The following is a 21,121-nucleotide window of genomic DNA, read 5'->3' on the forward strand; positions in this document are numbered from 1 at the left end:
TTTTAGCGAGAGTGCGACACGGACTGCGCCACATCGGTCATAAAGCGCGGCCAATCGCGCTTGACGAGCCATTGGGCGCTCCCCGCAATGGCGTCGCATAAGCCATCAACCCAAGGCCAGTCCGCCTTGGAAAAATCAGACAGTACATAAGGACTGACGAGATCCCGATCACCGGGATGCCCGATGCCCATGCGCACACGGACAAAATCGGCCCCGCAATGGGCCATGATCGAACGCAAGCCATTATGGCCCGCATGACCGCCGCCGACTTTCACCCGCAGCTTGCCCGGTGTCAGATCCAGCTCATCATGAAAAACCACAAGGTCGGCCGCCGTCAGCTTATAAAAACGCATGGCTTCGCCAACCGCACGACCACTTTCGTTCATATAAGTCTGCGGCTTTAGAACGATCACCTTTTCACCGGCGATCCTCCCTTCACTGCACAAAGCGGAAAAGCGGGCGCGCTCTGGCCCAAAGGAATGGCGGCGGAGTATTTCATCCACCGCCATAAAGCCAATATTATGCCGATTGTCGGCATATCGATTTCCGGGATTGCCCAAACCGGCAAAAAGCAGCATGTGCTGGCTCTCAGTCCTCGGAGCTCTCTTCCGTTTCAGCTTCCTCGGACTCTTCACTTTCCTCGGACCGCATGGAAGACGGCGCTGCAATCGTGGCGATTGTGAAATCACGATCGGTAATGGTTGGCTCACAGCCTTCAGGCAGAGACACCGTCGAAATCTTGATGCTATCGCCCACATCGAAAGAGGCGAGATCAATATCGATGGATTCCGGAATATCCGTGGCAGGAACATTCAGTTCCACTTCATGCCGCACGATATTCAGAACACCGCCACGTTTCAGGCCGGCACATTTTTCTTCATTGGAGAAATGTACAGGCACTTCCACGGTGACTTTCGAGCCTTTTGCAAGACGCAGAAAATCCACATGCAGTGGCGTATCAGTAACTGGATGAAGCTGGATATCACGCGGCAGAACGCGTTCTTTTTTGCCATCAACCGACAGTTCATACTGATGCGATAAAAAGCCACCACGGTTCAAAAGGGCGATCAATTCATTGAGCTTGATCGTCACCATAACCGGGGGTTTTTTCGCACCATAGATAACAGCCGGTACAAGGCCGTCACGGCGCGCTGCGCGGGCGGATCCCTTTCCGGCCTTATCGCGAGGCAGCACATTCAGGGTCAAAGCCTGAGCCATCGTCATATTCTCCATTCATTAAACAAACGAAACATACCGGGCCTCCAGGGATGCCCCGGTTACATGCTTCGGCGCGGGCATAGCCGCTTGGGTGCAAAAAATCAAGGGCTGCCTCTATAAAAGCCCCGCTTTTGCACGTTTCAACGGGCCGTGAACGTGCGGCACAGGGTCGCGCCCGCACGCCACTGAAAAGCCCTTGTCCCTTATCCCTTTTTCAGCGCGGCCATTGCTTTCATGGCGAATTTCTCGGTCTGTTTTGCCCCCATCTCAAAAGGCTGCTGGCCGCGCATATCCACAATATCATCCCAGCGGGCGGCCAGAGCTTCCGCTGTTGCATCCGCGCCCAGATACGCGCCTTCGCTTTCCACGATTTGCGCCTTTGCGAAATGTCCGGCCCCGGCACAGATGATTTCGCCATTGGGGGCATCTTCCCCGGCCAGCAACATCACCGCAGGGCTGACAAGTTCAGGCCGGAACAATTCCAACAGTTGTGGCGGGAACAGATCTTCGGTCATGCGTGTGGCAGCGATGGGCACAATGGCATTGGTATGGATATTATCTTTCGCACCTTCCAGCTTCAGCGTGTTCATCAAACCCGCCTGCCCCAGCTTGGCCGCGCCATAATTGGTTTGCCCGAAATTCCCGTAAAGCCCGCTTGATGAGGCGGTCATAACGATACGGCCATATTTTTGCTGCTTCATCACCGGCCAAACCGCATGGGCGCAATTGGCGGCGCCCATCAGATGCACATCCACCACCAACTGGAAATCGTCCATGTTCATTTTAGCAAAGGATTTGTCCCGCAGGATTCCGGCATTGTTCACTAAAATATCGATACGGCCAAAGGCATCCATGGCTTCGGCGACCAACCGCGCCACCCCGTCCCGATCGGTAACGGACGACCCGTTGGCAATGGCTTCACCGCCTGCCGCCTTGATTTCTTCCACAACGGCATTGGCGGCATCCGATGAGCCGCCAGACCCGTCCACCGAGCCTCCCAGATCATTCACCACCACTTTTGCACCGCGCCGCGCAAATTCCAGAGCATGGCTCCGGCCAAGGCCGCCTCCGGCTCCTGTCACAATTGCGACCCGTCCATCGAACCGAATGGCCATTTCTCCGTCTCCCAAACATCTGGCGGCACGGACCCAATCCGAGCCTTAAAAAACACGATCTTTTATTTAGAAGAGCCGCGCCTTATGGGCAAGCATCTGAAGTGGCGGGTTTGCGCCCCCCTTAAGCCAAACGAAACAGAAAACCGCGCCGGAGATCAATCTCCAACGCGGCCTATTTCCATTGGCGCTGTGTTTCAGGGGCTCAGGCCCTGATCTGGCGCACGAAATCATCTGCGGCGCTGCCCAGCGTCTGGAAGCCATCCCCCAAGCTGGTGATCACATCCAACAGGGATTGGGAAGCCTCGCCATTTTCCTCGGCGCCGGCATTCATCCGCTCGACCCGCTCAGCGAACAGATCGGTTTCTTGCGAGGTCAGCTCCACCGTTCGGACGATTTCCTGCGTCGCGGCCGCCTGCTCTTCCACCGCCGATGCGATGGCTGTTGCGCTTTCTTCCGCCTTGCCGATCATGTCTTTGGTTGCAGCCATGCGCGACACCACAGATCCCGTCAATGATTGCACCTGACCGATCCGGTCACCGATATCATTGGTGGCCTTTGCTGTTTGCGCCGCCAACGATTTCACCTCGCTGGCCACCACGGCAAAGCCTTTTCCGGCATCTCCGGCCCGTGCGGCTTCGATGGTGGCATTCAAGGCCAAAAGATTGGTCTGGTCGGCAATATCATTGATCAAGGTAACGATTTCCCCGATCTGGCGCACTGATGTCTCAAGCGTTTGCACCGTGTCCGATGCTTCCACGGTGGCCGACACCGCATCCGCCACATTGTGTGAAGAATGTTGAACCTGCCCGGAAATTTCATCAATAGAGGCCAGCATCTGCTCTGTAGCCGAAGATATCACCTGAATATTATCCAGAACCGAGCGGGAGGCTTCCGTCAATTCCTGACTCCAGGTGGCATTTTCACCAGCCCGCGTTTTCATGCCCTGTGCACTTTCCGCCACTTGCTGCGCCGACGCTTCCAGACCCCGCATCAGATTCGAAACGGTTTGATCGAAATGCTCGGCCAAAGCCCGGCGTTCTTCTGCCGCTTTTTCCTGACGCTCTTGATCGCGGGCGCGTTCTTCGGCCTCGCGCCGGGCTTCCAATGCCTGACGCTCTTGTGCCTGTTCCGCCTCGCGCACACGGGCGGCATCTTGTTCAGCCCGCAAGCGCGCGGTTTCTTCTTGTGCGACCCGGAAAGTAGCCAAAGCCTGTGCGATGGCCCCCAATTCATCCCCACGTTCCAGGCTGGCAATATCTAGGCTGGTATCACCCGCCGCCACGCGGCTGGTGGCATCGGCAATGGTGCGCGTGCCCCGCACCGTATCAAATCCGACGATGCCCGACGCCACCGTCAGCAAAAGTGTGCCAACCACCGCAATAATCACAATATTGCGCAAAGTGGCGCTGGCATTTTCCTGGGCGGCGCTGGCATCTTCGACAGCGGCTTTTTCTGCCGTTGCCACCAGATCCACAATGGTTTGCGAAACACGCTCTCCCAATTCCCCGAAAGGTGCCAACAAGGAAGCGGAACTGGCGAAATCAATCTCCAGCATGGTTGCCACCACGCCAATGGCATCCCGATAGGATTGCAGATCGCCAGACACCGCGGCCAATTGTTCGGCCATGCTTTGACCCACAGGCGTTTCCGCCAAGGCAGCAAGGCGGTCTTGCACCATGCCGATTTCATTTGCCGCTATATCCATTTCCGAAACATCAGCCGTGCTGTCGCCCGCAGCCGTTGCTGTCATAAACCGATAGAGCCGCCCTTCCGCCGATTTGAATTCCTGGCCCAACGTCCCCACCTCGATACTGGTGGCAAGGCCATCATCAACGATACGGATCATCGCTGCATTGCTACCGCTCAGAGCATTCACCGCAAAGCTGACCATCACAACGATGCCGATGAGGGCAAGTATGGGAGCCAGTGCAAATTTCGCTGCAAATGGCCAGTTTTTAACGCCTTTTCCAATCGAGACGGATGTTTTTTTAGACATACTTTCCCTCACCATCTTATGCATTTCTTCAAATCACCAGCGGAAAGATGTGGTCAGATAGGCTTGACGTTCTGCCGCATCCGCCTGGCTTGGGTTGTAGGTTTTCTGATTGAATGCCACGGCGGAAATGGTCACATCCCACCAGTCCGTGATGTCATAAGTGGCCCGCCCTGAAAGGGTGAACACGTCATTCACCGGTGCCAGGCTCAACCCACCGGCGGGGTTTTGTTCGATCCGATCCGATTTCGAGAAATATTGGGCATAGAGATCAATGTCGAAGGCCCCAAGGGTATAGCCCAGATGAGCATTGGCCTTGTGCTTGGGGGTTGAGCGTTCGAAATCGACCCCGACCGGGCTGATCCCGTTTGTGAACAAATCGAACTTATCATCCACATCAATATAGCTGTAATTGGCGCTCCAACGCAGATTGTCTTTTGCCCCTTCCAATTCCACTTCGACACCGATCTGCTCGGACGCACCCACATCGATCGGTTGCGACACAAAGAGCGGCGGCGCGACGAAATTCGGCTGGAAATTCGCAACCGTCACGTTTTTCGACAGGGATGTGTAGAACACATTCGCCTGAAGGCTGGAGAACAGCGCCGGAATTTGGCGTTCCACACCGATGTCATAGCTCTCGGTGATGCTGGCCCCCAGATCGGGGTTGCCGATTTCAATGAACGTGGTGCCCGGGAATGGACCCGGCCCCATCCCTGCAGCGGCAAATTCGATGAGGCTCATCATTTTCGCCCCGCGTGCCGCCGAAAAGCGCACACTGGTCTGTTCGTCGGCCCGCCATACCAGCCCGGCATTATAGGTATATTCCGTCAGGCTGCGGTCGAAATCCTCATTGGTCAGAGGAAAGCCCGGAACTTCAAAGCCGGAGCGCGAGAAATCGACAACATCCAGACGCCCGCTGCCAACAAAATTCAGCCGGTCTGTGATGGTCCAATCCCACATGCCACTGGCGGCAAAGGAGTCAAAATTGGCCTTCACCCCTTCATCAAAGGGATTGGAACCAAATTCGCCTTTATATGTATTGTGGCGATATTCGCCAAACAGGCGGAAGGAATGGTTGGTGCCGATTTTGAACAGGTCTTCTACCTGCGCCACCAGAACATCGTTCTGATAGGCCAACTCACCAAAGCCAAACACCGTGGTATCATGGTCAAGCGAGTTGAAATAGACATTCGCCTTGATCAAGCCAATGCTGGAATCCCGCAGATAAGACCCGCGTGCCGAAAATGTCTCCACATCGGGGTGCGATGCCTGAAAGGTCGGAACGAAAGCGGCACGCTTGGTGGAAGACCATGACCCTTCAAAACCGATTTCCGATTTGGCATCCAGCTTGAACTGACCGCGCAAATTGAACGTGCCGGTGGAAGGATCGCGGTCCGGAATGATCCGCGGCTCATCGCCTGCATTGAACGCATTGGCATCCAGATAGCTACCCGACATGGAAATGCCGCCATTTTCAAAGCGCTTGGTCAAAAGACCACTCACTTCTTTGGTATCCTGGGTGCCATAGGTGAAACGCACATCGTTCACATCATCATGCATCGGGTTATAGGTGACGATATTGATCACCCCGATGGCGGCATTGAAGCCGAAAAGGGCCGTATTAGGGCCTTTCACCACTTCGATCTGGCGAATTTCCCCCATTTGAACAGGGATTGCATTCCAGAAAACCATGCCGAAATGGTCGGCATAAACCTGACGGCCATTCACCAGAACCAACAGGCGCGGATTGAAAGGCGAGTTATAGCCGCGCACCGAAACATCCGCCCCTTCAGTGGACCAGCGGATCACATCCACGCCCATCACATGGCGCAGGGCATCAGGGATATTCGTGGCCCCGGTCTGGCTGATCTGGTCAGCCGTCACGATTTCCATAGGAACCGGCACTTCGGAACTACGCTGCGGCTTTCCGGTGGCCGATGTGGTGACAGGTTCGCCAAACAACATTTCCAACGAGCCATAATCCACGGACTGGGCGAGCGCGGCCTGGCTTCCAGCCAAAGCAACAAACGACACACAAGCGAGGAGGTTTTTCTTCATCAAACTAGGCATAATAATTTTCCCGAGAACATGTGTGAGTTGGCTCAGATTTCACTCACAAGCATCAAAAAGGCTGAGGCAAAACTTGCGCCAACGGCATCTTTGGCCGCACGGCTGACAAAAATCTCCACACGGGGGGCAGAGGCAATACCGACGACACAATGTCCGCCTTGCACACAGGCCAGATCTGATGACAGGGTTACAATGCCGGAAGATTGCGCGGTTTGCGCAATGGCGGCGGTATAAGCGGAGGCCCCTTCGGCAATGAAGGCAACTTTCGCCGACGATAGCGATGACAAATCATCGGCAGCCACCAAACGCGGAGCCAGTTTTGCCTTACCTGCCGCAGGATGCGCGGCCAGATAGGCATGGATCGCCTCGGCATCGCTTTTCGACGCCGCATTGGCCGGATCATAAAGAACCGCCGTATCCACAGATCCTGCCGGCATATTTGATACAAATGACAAAGCACGCGCCGCCACCTGAAGATCTTTTTCGCTGGTCGCCGATGCCGTAAGAGGCGTTGCAATGAAAAGCAGTGCCGCTACCGTTCCGCGTAGTAAGCCCCCGCGCATAATGCGCCGGATTTCACCGGAATTTTTAAAATTGGTGATCTCCACCATCCTCGCCCCTCCAAAAAACATATGAGCGTTCACAAGTACGTGAGAGGACTATCGGAAAAATCCATAAACAACTGATTAACGCGGTATATTTTTTTGAAATTATATTTTACCCCGCGCAGAATCGCGCATATCGCCCAGACAAAAATATTTAGAAAAATTCAATAAATTCAACAGAAAATCGCAATATTCCGCGAACAATCCGTTATATAAAACGGACGGATGACACGCGTCTTTTTAACAACTGTGAACGAGAATATTTTTCCACAGAATATATACGACGCTCACAATTTCGTGAGATCGTGTTGAAAATGTCTTCCAAACAAAGCCGGATAGCGAAAATACGCCATCGCGGCGGGATTACGAATATATCCCACTGAATGGTAAAGATTTTGCAAAAATTTCAACGAGAAGATGGTGGAAAAATATATTTTACCGTTGAAAATCGTAAACAGGCCCTAAATTGAGCATATCTGTCAGAGCATCCAAGGCTGTGCGACATTCCACCAACAAGTCCGGGTCCCGCAAATCATTCGGAGAAAGTCTGTCACGATAATGTTTTTCGACCCATAGTCGCAATTCATCAATCAATTCATCGTCCAGAATCACCCGGGCACCCAAAGCCTGCTGTGCCGTCTGATCCAGCACCACCCGCAACCGTAAACACGCCGGACCGCCGCCATTGCGCATGCTTTGGCGGACATCCAGTGTTTCGGCATGGCCAATGGAACCATCCGTTTCAAGGAGCTGTTCCACATAGCGCTTGGTGGAGGCCGTTTCCGCCACTTCCATCGGCAGGATCAGCGTCATCTTTTCCCGGCCGGGAATGGACAGAAGCTGCGAATTGAACAGATAGGATTTCACTGCGTCATCAAGGCTGACATCGCGAGCGGGCACCCGAATGAACCGGAACGGGATAGAAGGGGCCGCAGCGCACAGATGCGCTTCCATGGCATCGGGATCGGCAAAGGCCTGTTCGTGATAAAAGAACACCTGCTTGTTGGACACAGCCACCACATCATTATGGAACGCACCCGCATCAATCGCTTCTGGATTTTGCTGGATGAACACTGCGTTCTTCACGCCATGCTGACGTGCAATGGCCTGCGAGGCTTCAAGGGTCTGGCGGGCGGGGAACCGTTTGGGGGCATTCTCCCGTGAAAATGCCCGCGCCCCGTACACAAACATATGCAGCCCTTCGGCCCCATAGTCTTCGCAAAAGCGGTTATGATTGGCAGCTCCTTCATCGCCCATTTGCGGTGCACCCGGCATGGCCGGATGATGGGAAAAATGCGCCCCTTCCGGGAAGATCGCCTTCAAGACCCTTCCTGTAACCGGATGTTCGATGGAACGGTGAAACATCGCCACAAGATTGGCGGGCGTGATATGCATCCGGCCATCACGGCTATCGGCCGCCGGCGTGATGGTGGCCGCATTGGCTGTCCACATGGCAGAAGCAGAACTGACATTCCGCAGCAATTCCGGCGATATTTTATAAGCCTCTTCCAGAATGGTTTTTTCAGGGCCTTCAAAGCCCAAGCGCCGCAAAGAGGGAATATGGGGCCGTTCCTGCGGTGGCAAAATCCCCTGCGCCATCCCCATGGACATCAGCCGACGCATTTTCTCCAGACCCTGCAAGGCCCCTTCGCGGGGATTGGCAATCTGCATGGCATGGCTGGTGGCGGCCATATTGCCATAAGACAACCCGGCATAATTATGCGTGGGACCAACAAGCCCGTCGAAATTAAACTCACGCGCGCCCATGGCTATGCATCCTTTTCCATCACACCGCGCGGTAAGTCCGCCGCCGCCACCTTATCTTGTGCATCTTCAATACTGGCCACCGGATAGGCGCAATAATCGGCGGCATAATAAGCACTGGCCCGATGATTGCCGCTTTCCCCGATCCCGCCAAAAGGTGCCGCCGACGAAGCACCGGTCAATGGCCGGTTCCAATTGACGATCCCGGCCCTTGCCTGCGCATAAAACTGCTCATAATGTCGGCGATTGTCTGACAACAATCCCGATGCCAAGCCAAAGCGCGTATTATTGGCCTCTTTCAGGGCAGTCTCGAAATCCGCCACCCGAATGACCTGTAGCACCGGACCGAAAATTTCATCATCGGCGCGATCGGCCACCGCCGATACATCCAGCAAACCGGGGCTAAGGAAAGCCGGACCGCGCTCGAGCCGGATCGGTGGGCGAATGGCAACGGCCCCCGCCTCCAACAATTGTGCTGTTTGATCCAGAATCTTTGTGGCCGCCGCTTCGCTGACCACCGGCCCCATAAACGGCTCTTCTGCATCATCCCACGCGCCAATGCGGATACGGTCCATCAGATCCGCCAAGGCCGCAACAACGCTATCGCCTGCGGCTCCTTGCGGCACAATCAAGCGGCGCGCACAGGTACAGCGCTGCCCCGATGTAATGAAGGCCGATTGCACGATCAAGGAAGCCGCTGCCTCCATATCCGCGGCATCCCAGACGATCAACGGGTTGTTTCCGCCCATTTCAAGGGCCAGAATTTTCCCCGGCTGCCCCGCCGTCTGCCGGTGCAATGCTTTGCCGGTGGGTACACTGCCGGTGAACAAAATACCGTCCACATCCTCATGCGAGGACAAGGCCACGCCGGTATCCTTGCCACCTTGTACCAAATTCAGAACGCCTTTTGGCAGGCCCGCCTCGTGCCACAGCCCCACCATCAGCTCTGCCGTGGCCGGCGTTAATTCGCTGGGCTTGAAGACCACAGTATTGCCCGCAATCAGGGCGGGAACGATATGGCCATTGGGCAGATGGCCGGGAAAATTATAAGGGCCGAACACCGCCATCACCCCATGAGGCCGATGCGTCAGCACTTGCCGCATCCCGCCCGCTTTTGATTGCCGATGCCCGGTGCGCTCTTCATAGGCCTTGATGGAAATAGCAATCTTGCCCGCCATCGCCGCCGCTTCACCCGAAGCATCCCATAAGGGCTTGCCCGTCTCCGTGGCGATCATCTGCGCCAGATCCGCCTTGCGCTCGGCCAGCAGATCTCCATAGCGCCGGATCACCGCCAGACGCTCATCCAAAGAATATGCCGACCAGTGGGAAAAGGCACCGCGCGCTGCACGAACCGCATCCGCCACATCCTGCTCCAAAGCCTGATGGCCGCGCCACAGCAGCGTTCCATGGGCAGGGTCATGGCTTTCCAGCAAGGGACCAGACCCGTCCCGCCAAACACCGTCAATATAAATGCGTCCCTGTGTCATGCTGTTCTTTTTCACTCTATTCAAGATGTGGTTGTTTGCGAAACCGGCTCTTCTTTTCTTCGGTTGACCAAAGGGGAAACCAATAAAGCATCACCCTCTTTCACCGACAAAGCGTTGGCGGCCTCTTGGCCGATGGCCACCTGCTCCTCGTTCATTTCCGACATATGCGTGGCTATGATGCGAAAATCAGGCATGTCCGCTACGGCAACAAGCGACACCGAACCCGGCGAAACATCCAGAGTTCCGATCGCCCCGATACGAACAGAACGCGCTTTTCTCAATGTGCGGATATCATGGCGCGGCACCTCGAAACAGGGGCCGCCATCGAAAATATCCACCGCCCCCGCATTTCGGAAGCCTTCATCCATAAGCAACCGCACAGCCCCACGCGCCCCATCATGGGGCTTGCCGATCACATCCTGCGCCTCTTGGGGCAACAAATTGGTATATATAGGGAATTTTGGCATCAGATCGGCGATGAACTGATTATTCCCCATGCCGTTGATATGGTCCGCCTCCTGAAAATCCATCCCGAAAAAATGCCGTCCGATGGCGTCCCAAAACGGGGATTGTCCGTTTTCATCGGTCCAACCGCGAATTTCCGCCATTACTTTTTCGGAAAAGCGCCCGGGACAGGCCGCCAGCATCAGATAACGCGCTTTCGATAACAAGGCCCCGGCATGGCCCTTGCGATAATCGGGATGCAAAAACAGCGTCCCCAATTCCGTGGCGCCCGCATAATCGTTCACAAGCTGCAAAAGCTGCGTGTCCACCTTCATGTCAGGCTGGTGGCTCACCTGCGTCAGCTTCAGGATGCGGTAGCTGTAAAATGGTTTCGATTGACCGACAGAGGCAAAAATCCCCGATGTTCCCACCACCTTGCCACGCGCCAGATCTTCCAGTGCGAACAGATAATAGGCATCTTCAAGCGCATCGCTTCCGGAATGGAAACTGGCCTCTGACAAAGCAATCTTCGCCGCCAAAACATCGCGGTCTGCGGGCAAGGTGGTCAGCCCGCCGCCGGTGGACAGCGACAATTCATAAAGATCGGACAGATCGGCTGCCCGAACAGGCCGTAAAAGCAACATGGATCAGGCCCCTTCCTGCATGAGCGCCTGATCGAAATGGCCCTGCGCAAATCCCAGCATAATCACAGCGGAAAGCTTTGCCCGTTCGGCAAAGCTATCGACCAGAACAAATTCATCCGATGAATGGATCTTGCCGCCGCGCACCCCAAGCGTATCCACATTGGGCAATCCCGCTGCGGCCAGATTATTCCCCTCGCAACAGCCTCCGGTCGCCTGATAGGCCACTTTAAGCCCCAAAGCATCACCACAGCGGGCCACCACATCGAACAGCGCCTGATTGGCCCCGCTGATGGGTTTGGGAGGCCGATTGAACCCGCCATGCACCATAAGATCATACCCTTCACGGCTGGAAATGCGCGTGCGTATTTCTTCCAGTGCCTGCTCGACCCAGCGGGCATCTTCATGGGTTTTCACCCGCGCATTCACCCGCAATACCGCCATGTCTGGCACGATATTGGGGGCCGCACCGCCGGAGATCACCGCCGGGTTCACCGTAACCCCTTCCCGTTGGCCGTTCAGACCATCAAGGGCCGCAATCACCTCGGCCAAGGCCACAACGGCATTCCGGCCTTCATGGAAGGCACGCCCCGCATGGGCCGCACGGCCTCGCACCACGATGGAGAAATTCCCCGATCCTTTCCGCGCCCCCGCCAAGGTGCCGTCCGCCAAGGCCGGTTCATAAGTAAGGCCAATATGGGCGTGCGGCGCCCGCTCTGTCAGGATCGCAGCCGAACCGATGGACCCGATTTCTTCATCGGAACTGATCAGCACTTCCCAGCCCAGATCATCGGCCAAGCCCGACCGCTCCACAGCCAATAAAGCGTGCAACATCACAATCAGGCCGCCTTTCATATCGGCGACACCCGGACCGTTCAAAAGCGTATCGTCCAGCCAGCGCGGCACCTGAAACGGGCTGTCTTTGGCAAAAACCGTGTCCAGATGGCCGGTCAATAGCACCCGGCGTTTTGCATCTGGCCGCTTTTGAAAACGATAAACCGGCCCCAAAGGCAAAGGCTCCAGATCGCCTGATGGTGTGACATGGCTTGAAGGGGGAAGCGCGATGCTTTCAAAATTGCCGCCAAGGGCAGAAAACGCCTCGGTCACCTTTGCGCCCATATCTGCCAATCCCGGCAGATTGTGGCTTCCGGAATTAACGCACGACCACGCTTCCACCTGACGGACCATGGCCTTTTGCTGGCGGTCTATCCAATCCAAAGAGGCCTGATAGGGGGCCATATCCAACCCTGATTTCAACCCCACAAAACACTCCCCATTGCTATCAATTTCCCAAGCATAGAGGGGCACAGAACGGCGCTCAAGCCCTCACAGCCAGATATATCACTCAATAATATAATATTTAGATATGTATCATTTGATAAAGGGGGGTTCCCCTGAAGGCCGAATGTGCTAAACTCTTGGGCATAAAAACGGACCGCGAAAATATGCGGCCTTTGACACGACAGCCAGAGGAAGAAGATAATGTCACGAGCATTGATCATTGATGGTTATGAGCTATTCCGAATCTCTCTTCGGGAAATTCTGTCCGCCACAGGGCAATTTGATAAGATTGATGAAGTTGCATCCAGCGGTGATTTCATCTCTGCCGTAACCAATGACGCACCGGCCACATTGGCCGTGATCCACCCCTGTTCTATCGGTCTGAACGAAAGTGAGTGTTTGCGCCTGTTTCGTCGGGTAATGCCCGATGCCCATATCGTGGTTTTCCGCGACAAGGACACCGCAGAAACACCCACCCCGCCCGATAAAAACATCACCATTCTCCCGCGGGACGCCAATAGCACCGATGTGCGTGATGCCGCGCTGGGTGCCTATTCCCGCACCGGCAAGCAAATGGGCACAGCCGCACCGCTTTCCAAATACAAAGGCATGGGCAGGTGGGATCAAAGAAGCGCCACCGAACATTTATCAAAGCGCCAACGCGAAATTATGGCGATGGTTGCCGAAGGCATGGCCAATAAAGAAATCGCCCACCGCATCGGCATCGCCGAAGGTACGGTAAAGGCGCATATTCACGCTGTCTTCCGGGCTTTGGGGGTGAATAACCGCACCCAAGCCGTGGTACGTTATGGCTCTGCCTTGCGCCATTCCGGCTATTGAGCAACGGCCCGGCCAAACACCGCAAACCCGGCTTTTCTCTTGCCTCGAACCGAAAGCACCGTCAGTCTTGTTGTTTATCGCAACAAACTGGCGGTGCTTCTTTATGTATGATGATTTTCGCCTGATTCATCTTCGCGCCCCTAAGGACTGCATCGAAAAACTGTCAGATCTTGCACAAAGCGACGATGTGCTGGATTGGCATGTGGGCGTCGAACAGAATGGAGAAAGCGAAATCACCATGCTGGTGGGGCAAAAAAAGCGCCAGCATGTGTTGGATAAATTGCAAAAGGCGATGGAATCCGAAAGCGGCTGGCGCATTCTGGTTCAGCCTTTGGAAGCGGCCATTCCAAAACCCGAAGAACTGGCTCCGCCCGAAGAGGAGCAAAAAGAACGCGCACAAGCTCGGCGCATGCAAAGCCGCGAAGAAATCTATAACGACATCACAAGCAGCCTGTCCATCGACAGCAACTTCTTGTTGATGGTTGCCTTATCCTCCATCGTTGCCGCCATCGGCCTGATGAAAGACAATGTAGCGGTGGTGATCGGGGCCATGGTCATTGCGCCGCTTCTTGGGTCCAATCTGGCACTGATTTTCGCCGCCACCGTGGGGGATCGCAGCCTGCTGGCACAGGCGGCAAAGGTGGCCGCCATCGGCGCGGGTCTGTCCATCGCCATCGGCGTCATCATCGGGATCATTTTCCCCGTAGATTTCAAAAGCGTCGAATTGATGAGCCGCACCCATGTGGGCGCCGACAGCATCGCATTGGCTTTGGCATCAGGGGCGGCCGCCGCGCTGAGCGTCTCAACGGGCGTGGCCAGTGCGTTGGTGGGTGTGATGGTCGCCGTGGCCCTTTTGCCCCCCGCCATGACAGCAGGTGTGATGCTGGGCACAGGACAGCCCGATTACGCCCTAAGCGCTGGATTGTTACTGCTGGTCAATATCGTTTCTGTCAATCTTGCAGGGCAATTGGTGTTCTGGATCAGCGGCCTGAAACCACGCACATGGTATGAACGGAAATCGGCGGGGCAATCCATAAAATACAGCATCATCACATGGGTCGTCTCTCTAGCTATCTTGTCTGCCGCGATCTGGTTCCGCGCCCAGATTTAACTTCCTCGCCAAGCGCCAAGGCCCCTAACGTATCAACCGCCCCGGTCGGGCATCGGTCAGTTGATCGTTCAACAAGATCGGCTCACCGGCAACCAATGTGGCCAGATATCCCCGTGCACCCTGATACAAACGCTTCCCGCCCATGGGCAGATCACGCACCATATGGGGCCTTTCAAGCGCCAAAGCCTGATGGTCGATCACATTAAGATCTGCACGCAGACCCGGTTTGATCAGCCCGCGATCCATCAGGCCCATATGGCGGGCATTATCGTGGGTTTGTTTGCGGATCAGCCATTCCAAAGCCAGATGCGGCCCCCGGCTGCGGTCCCGCCCCCAATGGGTCAGTAAAAAGGTGGGGAAGCTGGCATCACAAACCGTTCCCACATGCGCCCCGCCATCAGACAGACCGAACAGGGCATTGGGGTGGGTCATCATGCTATGCAGATCCGAAAAATCGAAGCGGCTATAATTATAGATCGGGAAATACACCAATTGCTGGCCGTCTTCTTCCAGCATGATGTCGTAAATTGCTTCCATCACGCCGACACCGCGCTCCCGCGCTTCATAATAAAGCGAGCGCTCCATAGGCGGCTCATAATCGGGCGGATCACCAAGGCGGAACATACGCAAAGAAAAGAAATCCAGCCGATCCAGAACCATATCGGCCAAGGGCGGCACGGCGCGATCCGTGCCCGACAAATGCTCACGCGGTTCTGATAGCAGCTTTGCCTTCATTTCCGGCTGGCGCAAAATCGCCACCCGTTCGGCCAAGGGCTTGTCCATGATCCGGCGATAGCTTTCAAAGGACATCAGCGGATTGAGCGTGGTTTCCAGCCCGAAAAACACACCGATCCCCCGCGCTGCCACCTGCACTTTCATATCGACACCGCGAGCATTGGCGGCCTCTACCCGTTCCAGAATCCACTGCCATTGCTTGGGGGCCATGTCCCGTTGATTAAGCGACAAAGACACAGGCCGCCCCGCCGCATCCGCCATGGCATCCACCAGATCGAACTCCGGCCCGAATGCCTCTTCCCCTTTATCCAGCTTGAAATCCGACACCACTTGCAACACGCCGCGCCCGGCATCCTTCAAGGCACCGGCCAGCCCTAAAAGCTCTGCCAATCCGCTATCGCGGGCCGGCGTATCCGTGCCTTTCGTGGTTTTGTGGACATCGGATCGTCCGGTGGTCACCCCCAAAGCCCCGGCCCGCAAGGCATCAAAAGCCAAGGCGCGCATTTGGGCAATATCCTGATCTGTTGCAGGCTCGCCCAAAGCGCCGCGATCGCCCATCACATAAAGCCGCAAGGGATCATGGGTCACTTGCGCGCCAATATCGATGCTGTGGGGAATGGCTGCCACCGCATCCAGATAATCGCCAAAACTCTCCCAATTCCAGCGCACTCCTTCGCTTAAAGCAACGCCGGGAATTTCTTCCACCCCTTCCATCAATTCGATCAGCCGGTCTTGTTCACCGGGCTTCAAGGGCGCAAAGCCAACGCCACAATTGCCCATAATGGCGGTGGTCACCCCATGGACCGAGCTTGGTGCCAGCGTTTCATCCCAACACACCTGCCCATCATAATGGGTATGAATATCCACAAAGCCCGGCGTCACCATGGCCCCATCCGCATCGATGCTGCGCCGTGACGGGCTGGTCACCCGACCCACTTCGGCAATTTTACCCTCTGCTATGCCGATATCGGCGGTGATGGGGGCCGCGCCCGACCCGTCATAAAGTGTGGCGCCCGTGATTTTCAGATCCAATGTCATAACTCAGCCTTTATCAAAGCAAGGCGGCGTTCACCGCGCAAAACAAACACCACAAACAGGAAAGCCGTCGGGAACATAAACAGCCCATAAGCCGCACCGGGCAGCATCATGGTGTCATTCCCCAGCAAGGTTGCGGCCACAAACATCGCCAGCGATCCATTTTGAATGCCGCATTCAAGGGTCAGGGCAATCACCCGATCCGGCACAAGGCGCACCATTTTGGCAAGGCCATATGCCAGTGTCATCGCCGCCAAATTCAAAAGCAGCACCGGCGCGGCAATGGCGGGAAGCTCCGCTCTCACTGTGGGCCATTCCATGATGATGGCGGCAAAAATAAACATCACGAAAACCACAGTCGCCGTGCGCCTTGCAAAAGGCTCGACTTTCAAGGCAAAGCCGGGCACCAGCGCCCGAACGGCCATCCCCAAAGACACCGGCACAAGAGTCATGAAACTCAGGCCGAATATGGTGCCAAGAAGCGACAGTTGCGGGGCTTTGGTTCCCATGAAATAGGGCAGCGAAAACCCGACGACCAATGGCAGGGTGACAACGCTCAAGCCGCTGATAACCGCTGTCAGGGAAATGGATAATGCCGTATCACCACGGGCCAAATGGGTCAGCAAATTCGACATGGCCCCACCCGGACAAGCGGCGATGATCATCAACCCCGCCGCCAAAACGGGTGGCATGGGCCACAAGGATGCCACGGCAAAGCCCAAAGCGGGCAACAGCAAAAGCTGGCTCATCAGCCCCACGGCAAAGGCCCGGGGTTTTTGCACCACTTGTGCAAAATCCCGCACGGATAGCGCCAGCCCCATGGAAAACATAATGAGCGCCACGATGCTTGGCAGCAGATAAGCCGTGAAAATATTCATCTATGCTCCCTTATCCCACAGGATAGAGCCTGTCGCGCCGCTGGCACCTCCCGAAATATGCAGCCAAAAATCTCTGTTCATCCTTCCCCGCGCGGTTCCGCCACAATATGGAACTGATAGGGCGAGCCTTTCGGGCCAGCGGTTACTTCATTGGCGCCCATTTTCAAAAAAGCCGTGGCTTCATGGCCAAAGCGCGACAAATGCTGCCCATTGGCGATGGTGCCCAAATGGCTGCCCAAATCGCGGATGATCAAATAACCATCGCGCTTTTCCAGCTCGAAATGTTCGGGGGACAAGATGATGTCATTGCGGGCATGGAGCGACAACAACCCTTCGGAAATCTCTGTTCCATCATTATGATTGCCTCGCCTGCCAACACGAAACGGCAGCATTGATAAGGAAATACCATCTTCCCCGATCTGCTTACTCATGGCTTCGCTATTGGGCAGGATGCGAATGGCTCCCACCTTTTCCAAAAAGGCTTTGTCATCCCCCCGCGTGCCACCATAAATCAACCGCTCGTCCGCCTTTTCCAACCGTTCGCTCAACATCCGCAGCATGGGCAGGCCCAAAGGATTATTGTCGCTGAACAATTTAAGGAATTGCGCCTTGGTAACCGACAAAAGCACGGTATCTGTCAGGGTGCGCATGGTGGTGCTATGGACCTTGTTGCGGATCACACCACTTTCGCCAAACACTTCACCCTTGCCAAAAACCGCAAGGCGCACCGCCCGATCCCCCGTTCGGCGCGACACTTCCACCGCCCCTTCTTCAATCAGAAAAACCGCTTGGGCGGCGTCCCCTTCTTCATAAATGATTTCTCCGGCGGGCAATGTAAGCGTTTTCATAGATCCTCCTAGCCAAGAAGACACATTGACAAGATAGCACAAGCATCGCACTTCACACATTGAACCAAGGAGAGGTCATGCGCAAAATTCCCTTCCCGCTCAATGAAAAAGACCTGGAAACATTCCTCATCGCCGCCCTGGCGGAAGATGTGGGCACGGGCGACATTACCAGCGAAACGGTAATCCCGGAAACGGCACAACTCTGCGCCACCATGGTCGCCCGTGAACCGATGATTTTATCCGGCCTTCCCGTTGCCTGCGCGATTTTCAGGACATGCGACCCCCATGTGGTGCTGACCGCCCATGCCCATGAAGGCGACCAACTGAGCGAAGGCGCGCCGATTCTGCGCATTGATGGCAATGGACGCGGGCTTTTGACGGCAGAACGGACCGCCCTTAATATCGTGCAGCATTTATCGGGCATTGCCACCCTGACCGGCCGTTATGTGGAGGCCATAAAGGGAACGGATGCGGTCATTCTGGATACCCGGAAAACCACCCCCTTACTGCGGAGCATGGAAAAATATGCGGTGGCCTGCGGAGGCGGTGTCAATCACCGCATGGGGCTTTATGACGCCGTGATGATCAAAGACAATCATATCGCCGTCGCGGGATCAATCACCAAGGCGGTGGCCGCGGCAAAGCAGGCGGGGCACAGCCAGATCCAAGTGGAATGTGATACGCTGAATCAGGTAAAAGAGGCGCTGGCCGCCGGAGCCACCAGCCTGTTGCTGGATAATATGCCGCCCCCAAAATTGCGCGAGGCCTTGGCAATCATCGATGGACGGGCGATCACCGAAGCCTCTGGCGGGGTGCGGCTTGATACCGTGCGGGCCATTGCCGAAACCGGCGTGGACCGTATTTCCATCGGCAGGCTGACCCAAAGTGCGCCCGCGGTGGATATCGGCCTTGATTTCGGAGCCTTATGATGACGTGGTTTGTTGCATTTGCCGGAGCCAATGGCCTGATGGCTGTGGCCGCATTGGCCGCCGGTTCCCATGTGCTGAAAAGCCGATTGGGACCGGACCAGCTTTCTTGGCTAACTCAAGCCGCCAATTTCCAGCTTCTTCATGCCTTGGCGCTTCTGGCACTGGCCGCCCTTATGAAAAGCCCCCAAAGCATCGCCTTGTTAAGCGCTGCGGGCTGGCTTTGGATGGCCGGAATTCTGTTATTCTGCGGCAGTCTTTATTGGCTCGCCGCTTATGGTTCGGGCAGCCTTGGCGTGCTGCACTGGCTTACCCCCTTGGGCGGGCTTTCCTTGATGGCAGGATGGGGCCTTGTATTGATCTCTGGCCTGAAAAGCCAATAACCGCCTATGCCTTGTCCATAAAGCGGTGAAAAGCCCGAACGGCCAACAGAATACAGACTGCAGAAAACAGCGCCAATTGTGCCCCATATTGGGCCACAAGGCTCCAATCGCCACCCAATGCCGCGCCGCGTGCCATCTGCACCGCCCAATCCACCGGATTGTAACGTGCCACAGCGGCGATCCAATCGGGCATGGCTTTTGTCGCAATGATCATGCTGGATAAAAACACCAAGGGCATAATCACAAAATTCATCACGGCAATAATGGCATCATGGCGCGGAATACGCAGCGCCAAAGCATTGGATAAAGCGCCGAACCCCGCCCCAAGCAAGGCTGCAGCCACAAGAATCACCCCATAACCCGCCACGGACATCTGCGCCCCCATGCACAAGCCCACCAGCACGATCACCGTGGCCTGAAGCATCACAACCACCCCGGATTGCGCCACATAAGCCCCGATCAAAGCGCCACGGGCCGCCGGTGTCACCAAAAAGCGATCCAGAATACCTCGGTCATGGTCCATCAACAGCGCCATGCCGGAATAGGCAGAGCCAAACAAAGCCGCCATCACCGCAAGGCCCGGCACCAAGAAATCCGCATAACCTTCTGTTCCAAAGCCTCCCAAAGCGGTGATGCGCCCGAAAAGCGGCCCGAACAGCACCAGCCAGATCACCGGCTGAACGATGGAAATAATCACAAAGGCGGGCATTCTGATGCTGTGGATCAGCAAACGCCGGGTCAGAACCACAAGATCGCGCAAAGCCGTCATGACGCCACCTTTTGTGCGACATTGGAATGGACGGGTTCATAAGGCTTTCCCGTCACCGCAAGATAGACATCATCCAGACTGGCGCGGCTCATGCTGACCTCTTGCAAATCAAAGGCCGCAAGCGCCGCCATCAAGGCGGGCATGGCGGTGCTGCCATTATCGACCCGCAGGTCGATTTGCGGCCCATTGCATTTCACATCCACGGCAAAAGGCAAAGGTGCCAAAGCCGCGTGAAGGCTATCTTCATCAAAATCCGGGCTTCGCAAACGGATACTGACCAGATCGCCGCGCAAGCGATCCTTCAAAGCATGTGGCGTGCCTGTTGCGACGATCCTGCCTTTATCGATGATTGCAATCTCGTCGGCCAGCCGGTCCGCCTCTTCCAGATAATGGGTGCTCAAAAGGATGGTGATGCCGTCTTTTTCCGCCAAACGCTCCACTTCGCGCCACATCACCGCGCGGCTGTGCGGGTCCAGTCCTGCCGATGGCTCATCCAAAAGCAGCAAACGCGGCCCGTGCACCAGCCCCATCGCCAGATCAAGGCGACGGCGCATTCCACCCGACCATCCCTTCGTTCGGCGGTTTGCCGCCTCTTCAAGGTCGAACAACGCCAATAAATGTGCCGCCCGTTGCCGGAGAGCCGCCCCACCCAAGCCGAACAAACGCCCTTGCAGCATCAAATTTTCAAGGCCCGTCAGATGGGCGTCCGCCGCCGAGGCTTGCGCCACATATCCGATGGTGCGGCGAATCTGTACCGTATCAAGGGCTGCATCCTTGCCATCGATCCGGATGCGGCCCGATGTGGGGCGGGAAAGGGTTGCCAACATGCGGATGGTGCTGGATTTCCCCGCGCCATTAGGACCAAGAAGGCCGAAAATCCGGCCTTTTTTCACGTTAAAATCAATACCACGCACAGCCTCGACTTGGCCGGGATAGGTTTTAACCAGCGCCTTGACGTCAATCATTGTCATTCGG

Annotated in this window: 19 protein-coding genes; 4 read left to right on the forward strand and 15 right to left on the reverse strand. The window is 55.9% G+C overall.

Translation table 11 applies throughout. The annotated features are described in order from the left end of the window. Window positions 1-2 precede the first annotated feature (2 nt). From pth to IEX96_RS05070, 10 genes are all read right to left on the reverse strand, one after another. Window positions 3-578 (reverse strand): aminoacyl-tRNA hydrolase, encoded by a 576-nt coding sequence (gene pth, locus IEX96_RS05025; protein WP_150005862.1) that lies wholly within the window; start codon window positions 576-578, stop codon window positions 3-5. A 10-nt stretch (window positions 579-588) separates the two neighbouring features. Then, window positions 589-1,218, reverse strand: a complete 630-nt coding sequence (locus IEX96_RS05030; RefSeq protein ID WP_150005861.1) for a 50S ribosomal protein L25/general stress protein Ctc — start codon at window positions 1,216-1,218, stop codon at window positions 589-591. Between the two features lie 203 nt (window positions 1,219-1,421). Next, window positions 1,422-2,333: an SDR family oxidoreductase gene (locus IEX96_RS05035; RefSeq protein ID WP_150005860.1), complete on the reverse strand. Its 912-nt coding sequence runs from the start codon at window positions 2,331-2,333 to the stop codon at window positions 1,422-1,424. Window positions 2,334-2,535: 202 nt separating this feature from the next. Then, entirely contained in the window at window positions 2,536-4,329 is a 1,794-nt protein-coding gene (locus IEX96_RS05040) for a methyl-accepting chemotaxis protein (protein ID WP_188873570.1), read from the reverse strand. 33 nt (window positions 4,330-4,362) lie between these two features. Then, the gene (locus IEX96_RS05045; protein WP_188873571.1) at window positions 4,363-6,399 is read right to left on the reverse strand and encodes a TonB-dependent receptor plug domain-containing protein; all 2,037 of its coding nucleotides are present in this window, start codon (window positions 6,397-6,399) and stop codon (window positions 4,363-4,365) included. A gap of 32 nt (window positions 6,400-6,431) precedes the next feature. Further along, a complete protein-coding gene (locus IEX96_RS05050) occupies window positions 6,432-7,010 on the reverse strand; it encodes a hypothetical protein (protein WP_150005857.1) in 579 nt (192 codons plus the stop codon). A 429-nt stretch (window positions 7,011-7,439) separates the two neighbouring features. Continuing rightward, window positions 7,440-8,771, reverse strand: a complete 1,332-nt coding sequence (gene astB, locus IEX96_RS05055; protein ID WP_229773548.1) for an N-succinylarginine dihydrolase — start codon at window positions 8,769-8,771, stop codon at window positions 7,440-7,442. 2 nt (window positions 8,772-8,773) lie between these two features. Further along, window positions 8,774-10,255, reverse strand: a complete 1,482-nt coding sequence (astD, locus tag IEX96_RS05060; RefSeq protein WP_150005855.1) for a succinylglutamate-semialdehyde dehydrogenase — start codon at window positions 10,253-10,255, stop codon at window positions 8,774-8,776. A 20-nt stretch (window positions 10,256-10,275) separates the two neighbouring features. Further along, entirely contained in the window at window positions 10,276-11,343 is a 1,068-nt protein-coding gene (gene astA, locus IEX96_RS05065) for an arginine N-succinyltransferase (RefSeq protein ID WP_150005854.1), read from the reverse strand. Between the two features lie 3 nt (window positions 11,344-11,346). After that, the gene (locus tag IEX96_RS05070) at window positions 11,347-12,603 is read right to left on the reverse strand and encodes a hydrolase (RefSeq protein ID WP_229773549.1); all 1,257 of its coding nucleotides are present in this window, start codon (window positions 12,601-12,603) and stop codon (window positions 11,347-11,349) included. Window positions 12,604-12,822: 219 nt separating this feature from the next. On the opposite strand from IEX96_RS05070, the gene IEX96_RS05075 reads away from it, so the two are divergent. Both IEX96_RS05075 and IEX96_RS05080 read left to right on the forward strand, forming a co-directional pair. Then, the gene (locus IEX96_RS05075) at window positions 12,823-13,461 is read left to right on the forward strand and encodes a response regulator transcription factor (RefSeq protein WP_150005853.1); all 639 of its coding nucleotides are present in this window, start codon (window positions 12,823-12,825) and stop codon (window positions 13,459-13,461) included. Window positions 13,462-13,564: 103 nt separating this feature from the next. Next, a complete protein-coding gene (locus IEX96_RS05080; protein ID WP_188873572.1) occupies window positions 13,565-14,572 on the forward strand; it encodes a TIGR00341 family protein in 1,008 nt (335 codons plus the stop codon). Between the two features lie 24 nt (window positions 14,573-14,596). Here IEX96_RS05080 and IEX96_RS05085 read toward each other — a convergent pair whose 3' ends face one another. The 3 genes from IEX96_RS05085 to IEX96_RS05095 form a co-directional block, all read right to left on the reverse strand. Then, a complete protein-coding gene (locus tag IEX96_RS05085; RefSeq protein ID WP_188873573.1) occupies window positions 14,597-16,345 on the reverse strand; it encodes an N-acyl-D-amino-acid deacylase family protein in 1,749 nt (582 codons plus the stop codon). Continuing rightward, window positions 16,342-17,220 (reverse strand): bile acid:sodium symporter family protein, encoded by an 879-nt coding sequence (locus IEX96_RS05090; RefSeq protein ID WP_150005851.1) that lies wholly within the window; start codon window positions 17,218-17,220, stop codon window positions 16,342-16,344. The genes IEX96_RS05085 and IEX96_RS05090 overlap by 4 nt, the downstream gene beginning before the upstream one ends. Window positions 17,221-17,297: 77 nt before the next feature. After that, the gene (locus tag IEX96_RS05095) at window positions 17,298-18,068 is read right to left on the reverse strand and encodes a cyclic nucleotide-binding domain-containing protein (protein WP_188873574.1); all 771 of its coding nucleotides are present in this window, start codon (window positions 18,066-18,068) and stop codon (window positions 17,298-17,300) included. A gap of 77 nt (window positions 18,069-18,145) precedes the next feature. Here IEX96_RS05095 and nadC point away from each other — a divergent pair, with 77 nt between their 5' ends. Continuing rightward, window positions 18,146-18,997 carry a carboxylating nicotinate-nucleotide diphosphorylase gene (gene nadC / locus IEX96_RS05100; protein WP_188873575.1) on the forward strand — a complete coding sequence of 284 codons (852 nt, stop codon included), beginning with the start codon at window positions 18,146-18,148 and terminating at the stop codon, window positions 18,995-18,997. After that, window positions 18,997-19,377: a DUF423 domain-containing protein gene (locus tag IEX96_RS05105; RefSeq protein ID WP_188873576.1), complete on the forward strand. Its 381-nt coding sequence runs from the start codon at window positions 18,997-18,999 to the stop codon at window positions 19,375-19,377. The genes nadC and IEX96_RS05105 overlap by 1 nt, the downstream gene beginning before the upstream one ends. Window positions 19,378-19,381: 4 nt before the next feature. Here IEX96_RS05105 and IEX96_RS05110 read toward each other — a convergent pair whose 3' ends face one another. Then, on the reverse strand, window positions 19,382-20,146 hold the full coding sequence (locus IEX96_RS05110; RefSeq protein ID WP_188873577.1) for an ABC transporter permease: 765 nt from the start codon (window positions 20,144-20,146) through the stop codon (window positions 19,382-19,384). Then, complete coding sequence (locus tag IEX96_RS05115; RefSeq protein WP_150005847.1) at window positions 20,143-21,117, reverse strand: ABC transporter ATP-binding protein; 975 nt, start codon at window positions 21,115-21,117, stop codon at window positions 20,143-20,145. The genes IEX96_RS05110 and IEX96_RS05115 overlap by 4 nt, the downstream gene beginning before the upstream one ends. Window positions 21,118-21,121: the final 4 nt, after the last annotated feature.

Origin of the sequence: Iodidimonas muriae (assembly GCF_014647255.1) — a bacterium.
In the GTDB taxonomy this organism is placed as follows: domain Bacteria; phylum Pseudomonadota; class Alphaproteobacteria; order Sphingomonadales; family Rhodothalassiaceae; genus Iodidimonas; species Iodidimonas muriae.

Excerpts from the sequence above, each read along its gene's own strand:
- IEX96_RS05030 (WP_150005861.1), bottom strand. The coding sequence starts at position 1,218 with ATGGCTCAGGCTTTGACCCTGAATGTGCTGCCTCGCGATAAGGCCGGA.
- IEX96_RS05090 (WP_150005851.1), bottom strand. The coding sequence starts at position 17,220 with ATGAATATTTTCACGGCTTATCTGCTGCCAAGCATCGTGGCGCTCATT.
- IEX96_RS05045 (WP_188873571.1), bottom strand. The coding sequence starts at position 6,399 with ATGCCTAGTTTGATGAAGAAAAACCTCCTCGCTTGTGTGTCGTTTGTT.
- astB (WP_229773548.1), bottom strand. The coding sequence starts at position 8,771 with ATGGGCGCGCGTGAGTTTAATTTCGACGGGCTTGTTGGTCCCACGCAT.
- pth (WP_150005862.1), bottom strand. The coding sequence starts at position 578 with ATGCTGCTTTTTGCCGGTTTGGGCAATCCCGGAAATCGATATGCCGAC.
- astD (WP_150005855.1), bottom strand. The coding sequence starts at position 10,255 with ATGACACAGGGACGCATTTATATTGACGGTGTTTGGCGGGACGGGTCT.
- IEX96_RS05040 (WP_188873570.1), bottom strand. The coding sequence starts at position 4,329 with ATGTCTAAAAAAACATCCGTCTCGATTGGAAAAGGCGTTAAAAACTGG.
- IEX96_RS05050 (WP_150005857.1), bottom strand. The coding sequence starts at position 7,010 with ATGGTGGAGATCACCAATTTTAAAAATTCCGGTGAAATCCGGCGCATT.
- IEX96_RS05075 (WP_150005853.1), top strand. The coding sequence starts at position 12,823 with ATGTCACGAGCATTGATCATTGATGGTTATGAGCTATTCCGAATCTCT.
- astA (WP_150005854.1), bottom strand. The coding sequence starts at position 11,343 with ATGTTGCTTTTACGGCCTGTTCGGGCAGCCGATCTGTCCGATCTTTAT.
- IEX96_RS05085 (WP_188873573.1), bottom strand. The coding sequence starts at position 16,345 with ATGACATTGGATCTGAAAATCACGGGCGCCACACTTTATGACGGGTCG.
- IEX96_RS05080 (WP_188873572.1), top strand. The coding sequence starts at position 13,565 with ATGTATGATGATTTTCGCCTGATTCATCTTCGCGCCCCTAAGGACTGC.
- IEX96_RS05110 (WP_188873577.1), bottom strand. The coding sequence starts at position 20,146 with ATGACGGCTTTGCGCGATCTTGTGGTTCTGACCCGGCGTTTGCTGATC.
- IEX96_RS05035 (WP_150005860.1), bottom strand. The coding sequence starts at position 2,333 with ATGGCCATTCGGTTCGATGGACGGGTCGCAATTGTGACAGGAGCCGGA.
- nadC (WP_188873575.1), top strand. The coding sequence starts at position 18,146 with ATGCGCAAAATTCCCTTCCCGCTCAATGAAAAAGACCTGGAAACATTC.
- IEX96_RS05115 (WP_150005847.1), bottom strand. The coding sequence starts at position 21,117 with ATGACAATGATTGACGTCAAGGCGCTGGTTAAAACCTATCCCGGCCAA.
- IEX96_RS05105 (WP_188873576.1), top strand. The coding sequence starts at position 18,997 with ATGACGTGGTTTGTTGCATTTGCCGGAGCCAATGGCCTGATGGCTGTG.
- IEX96_RS05095 (WP_188873574.1), bottom strand. The coding sequence starts at position 18,068 with ATGAAAACGCTTACATTGCCCGCCGGAGAAATCATTTATGAAGAAGGG.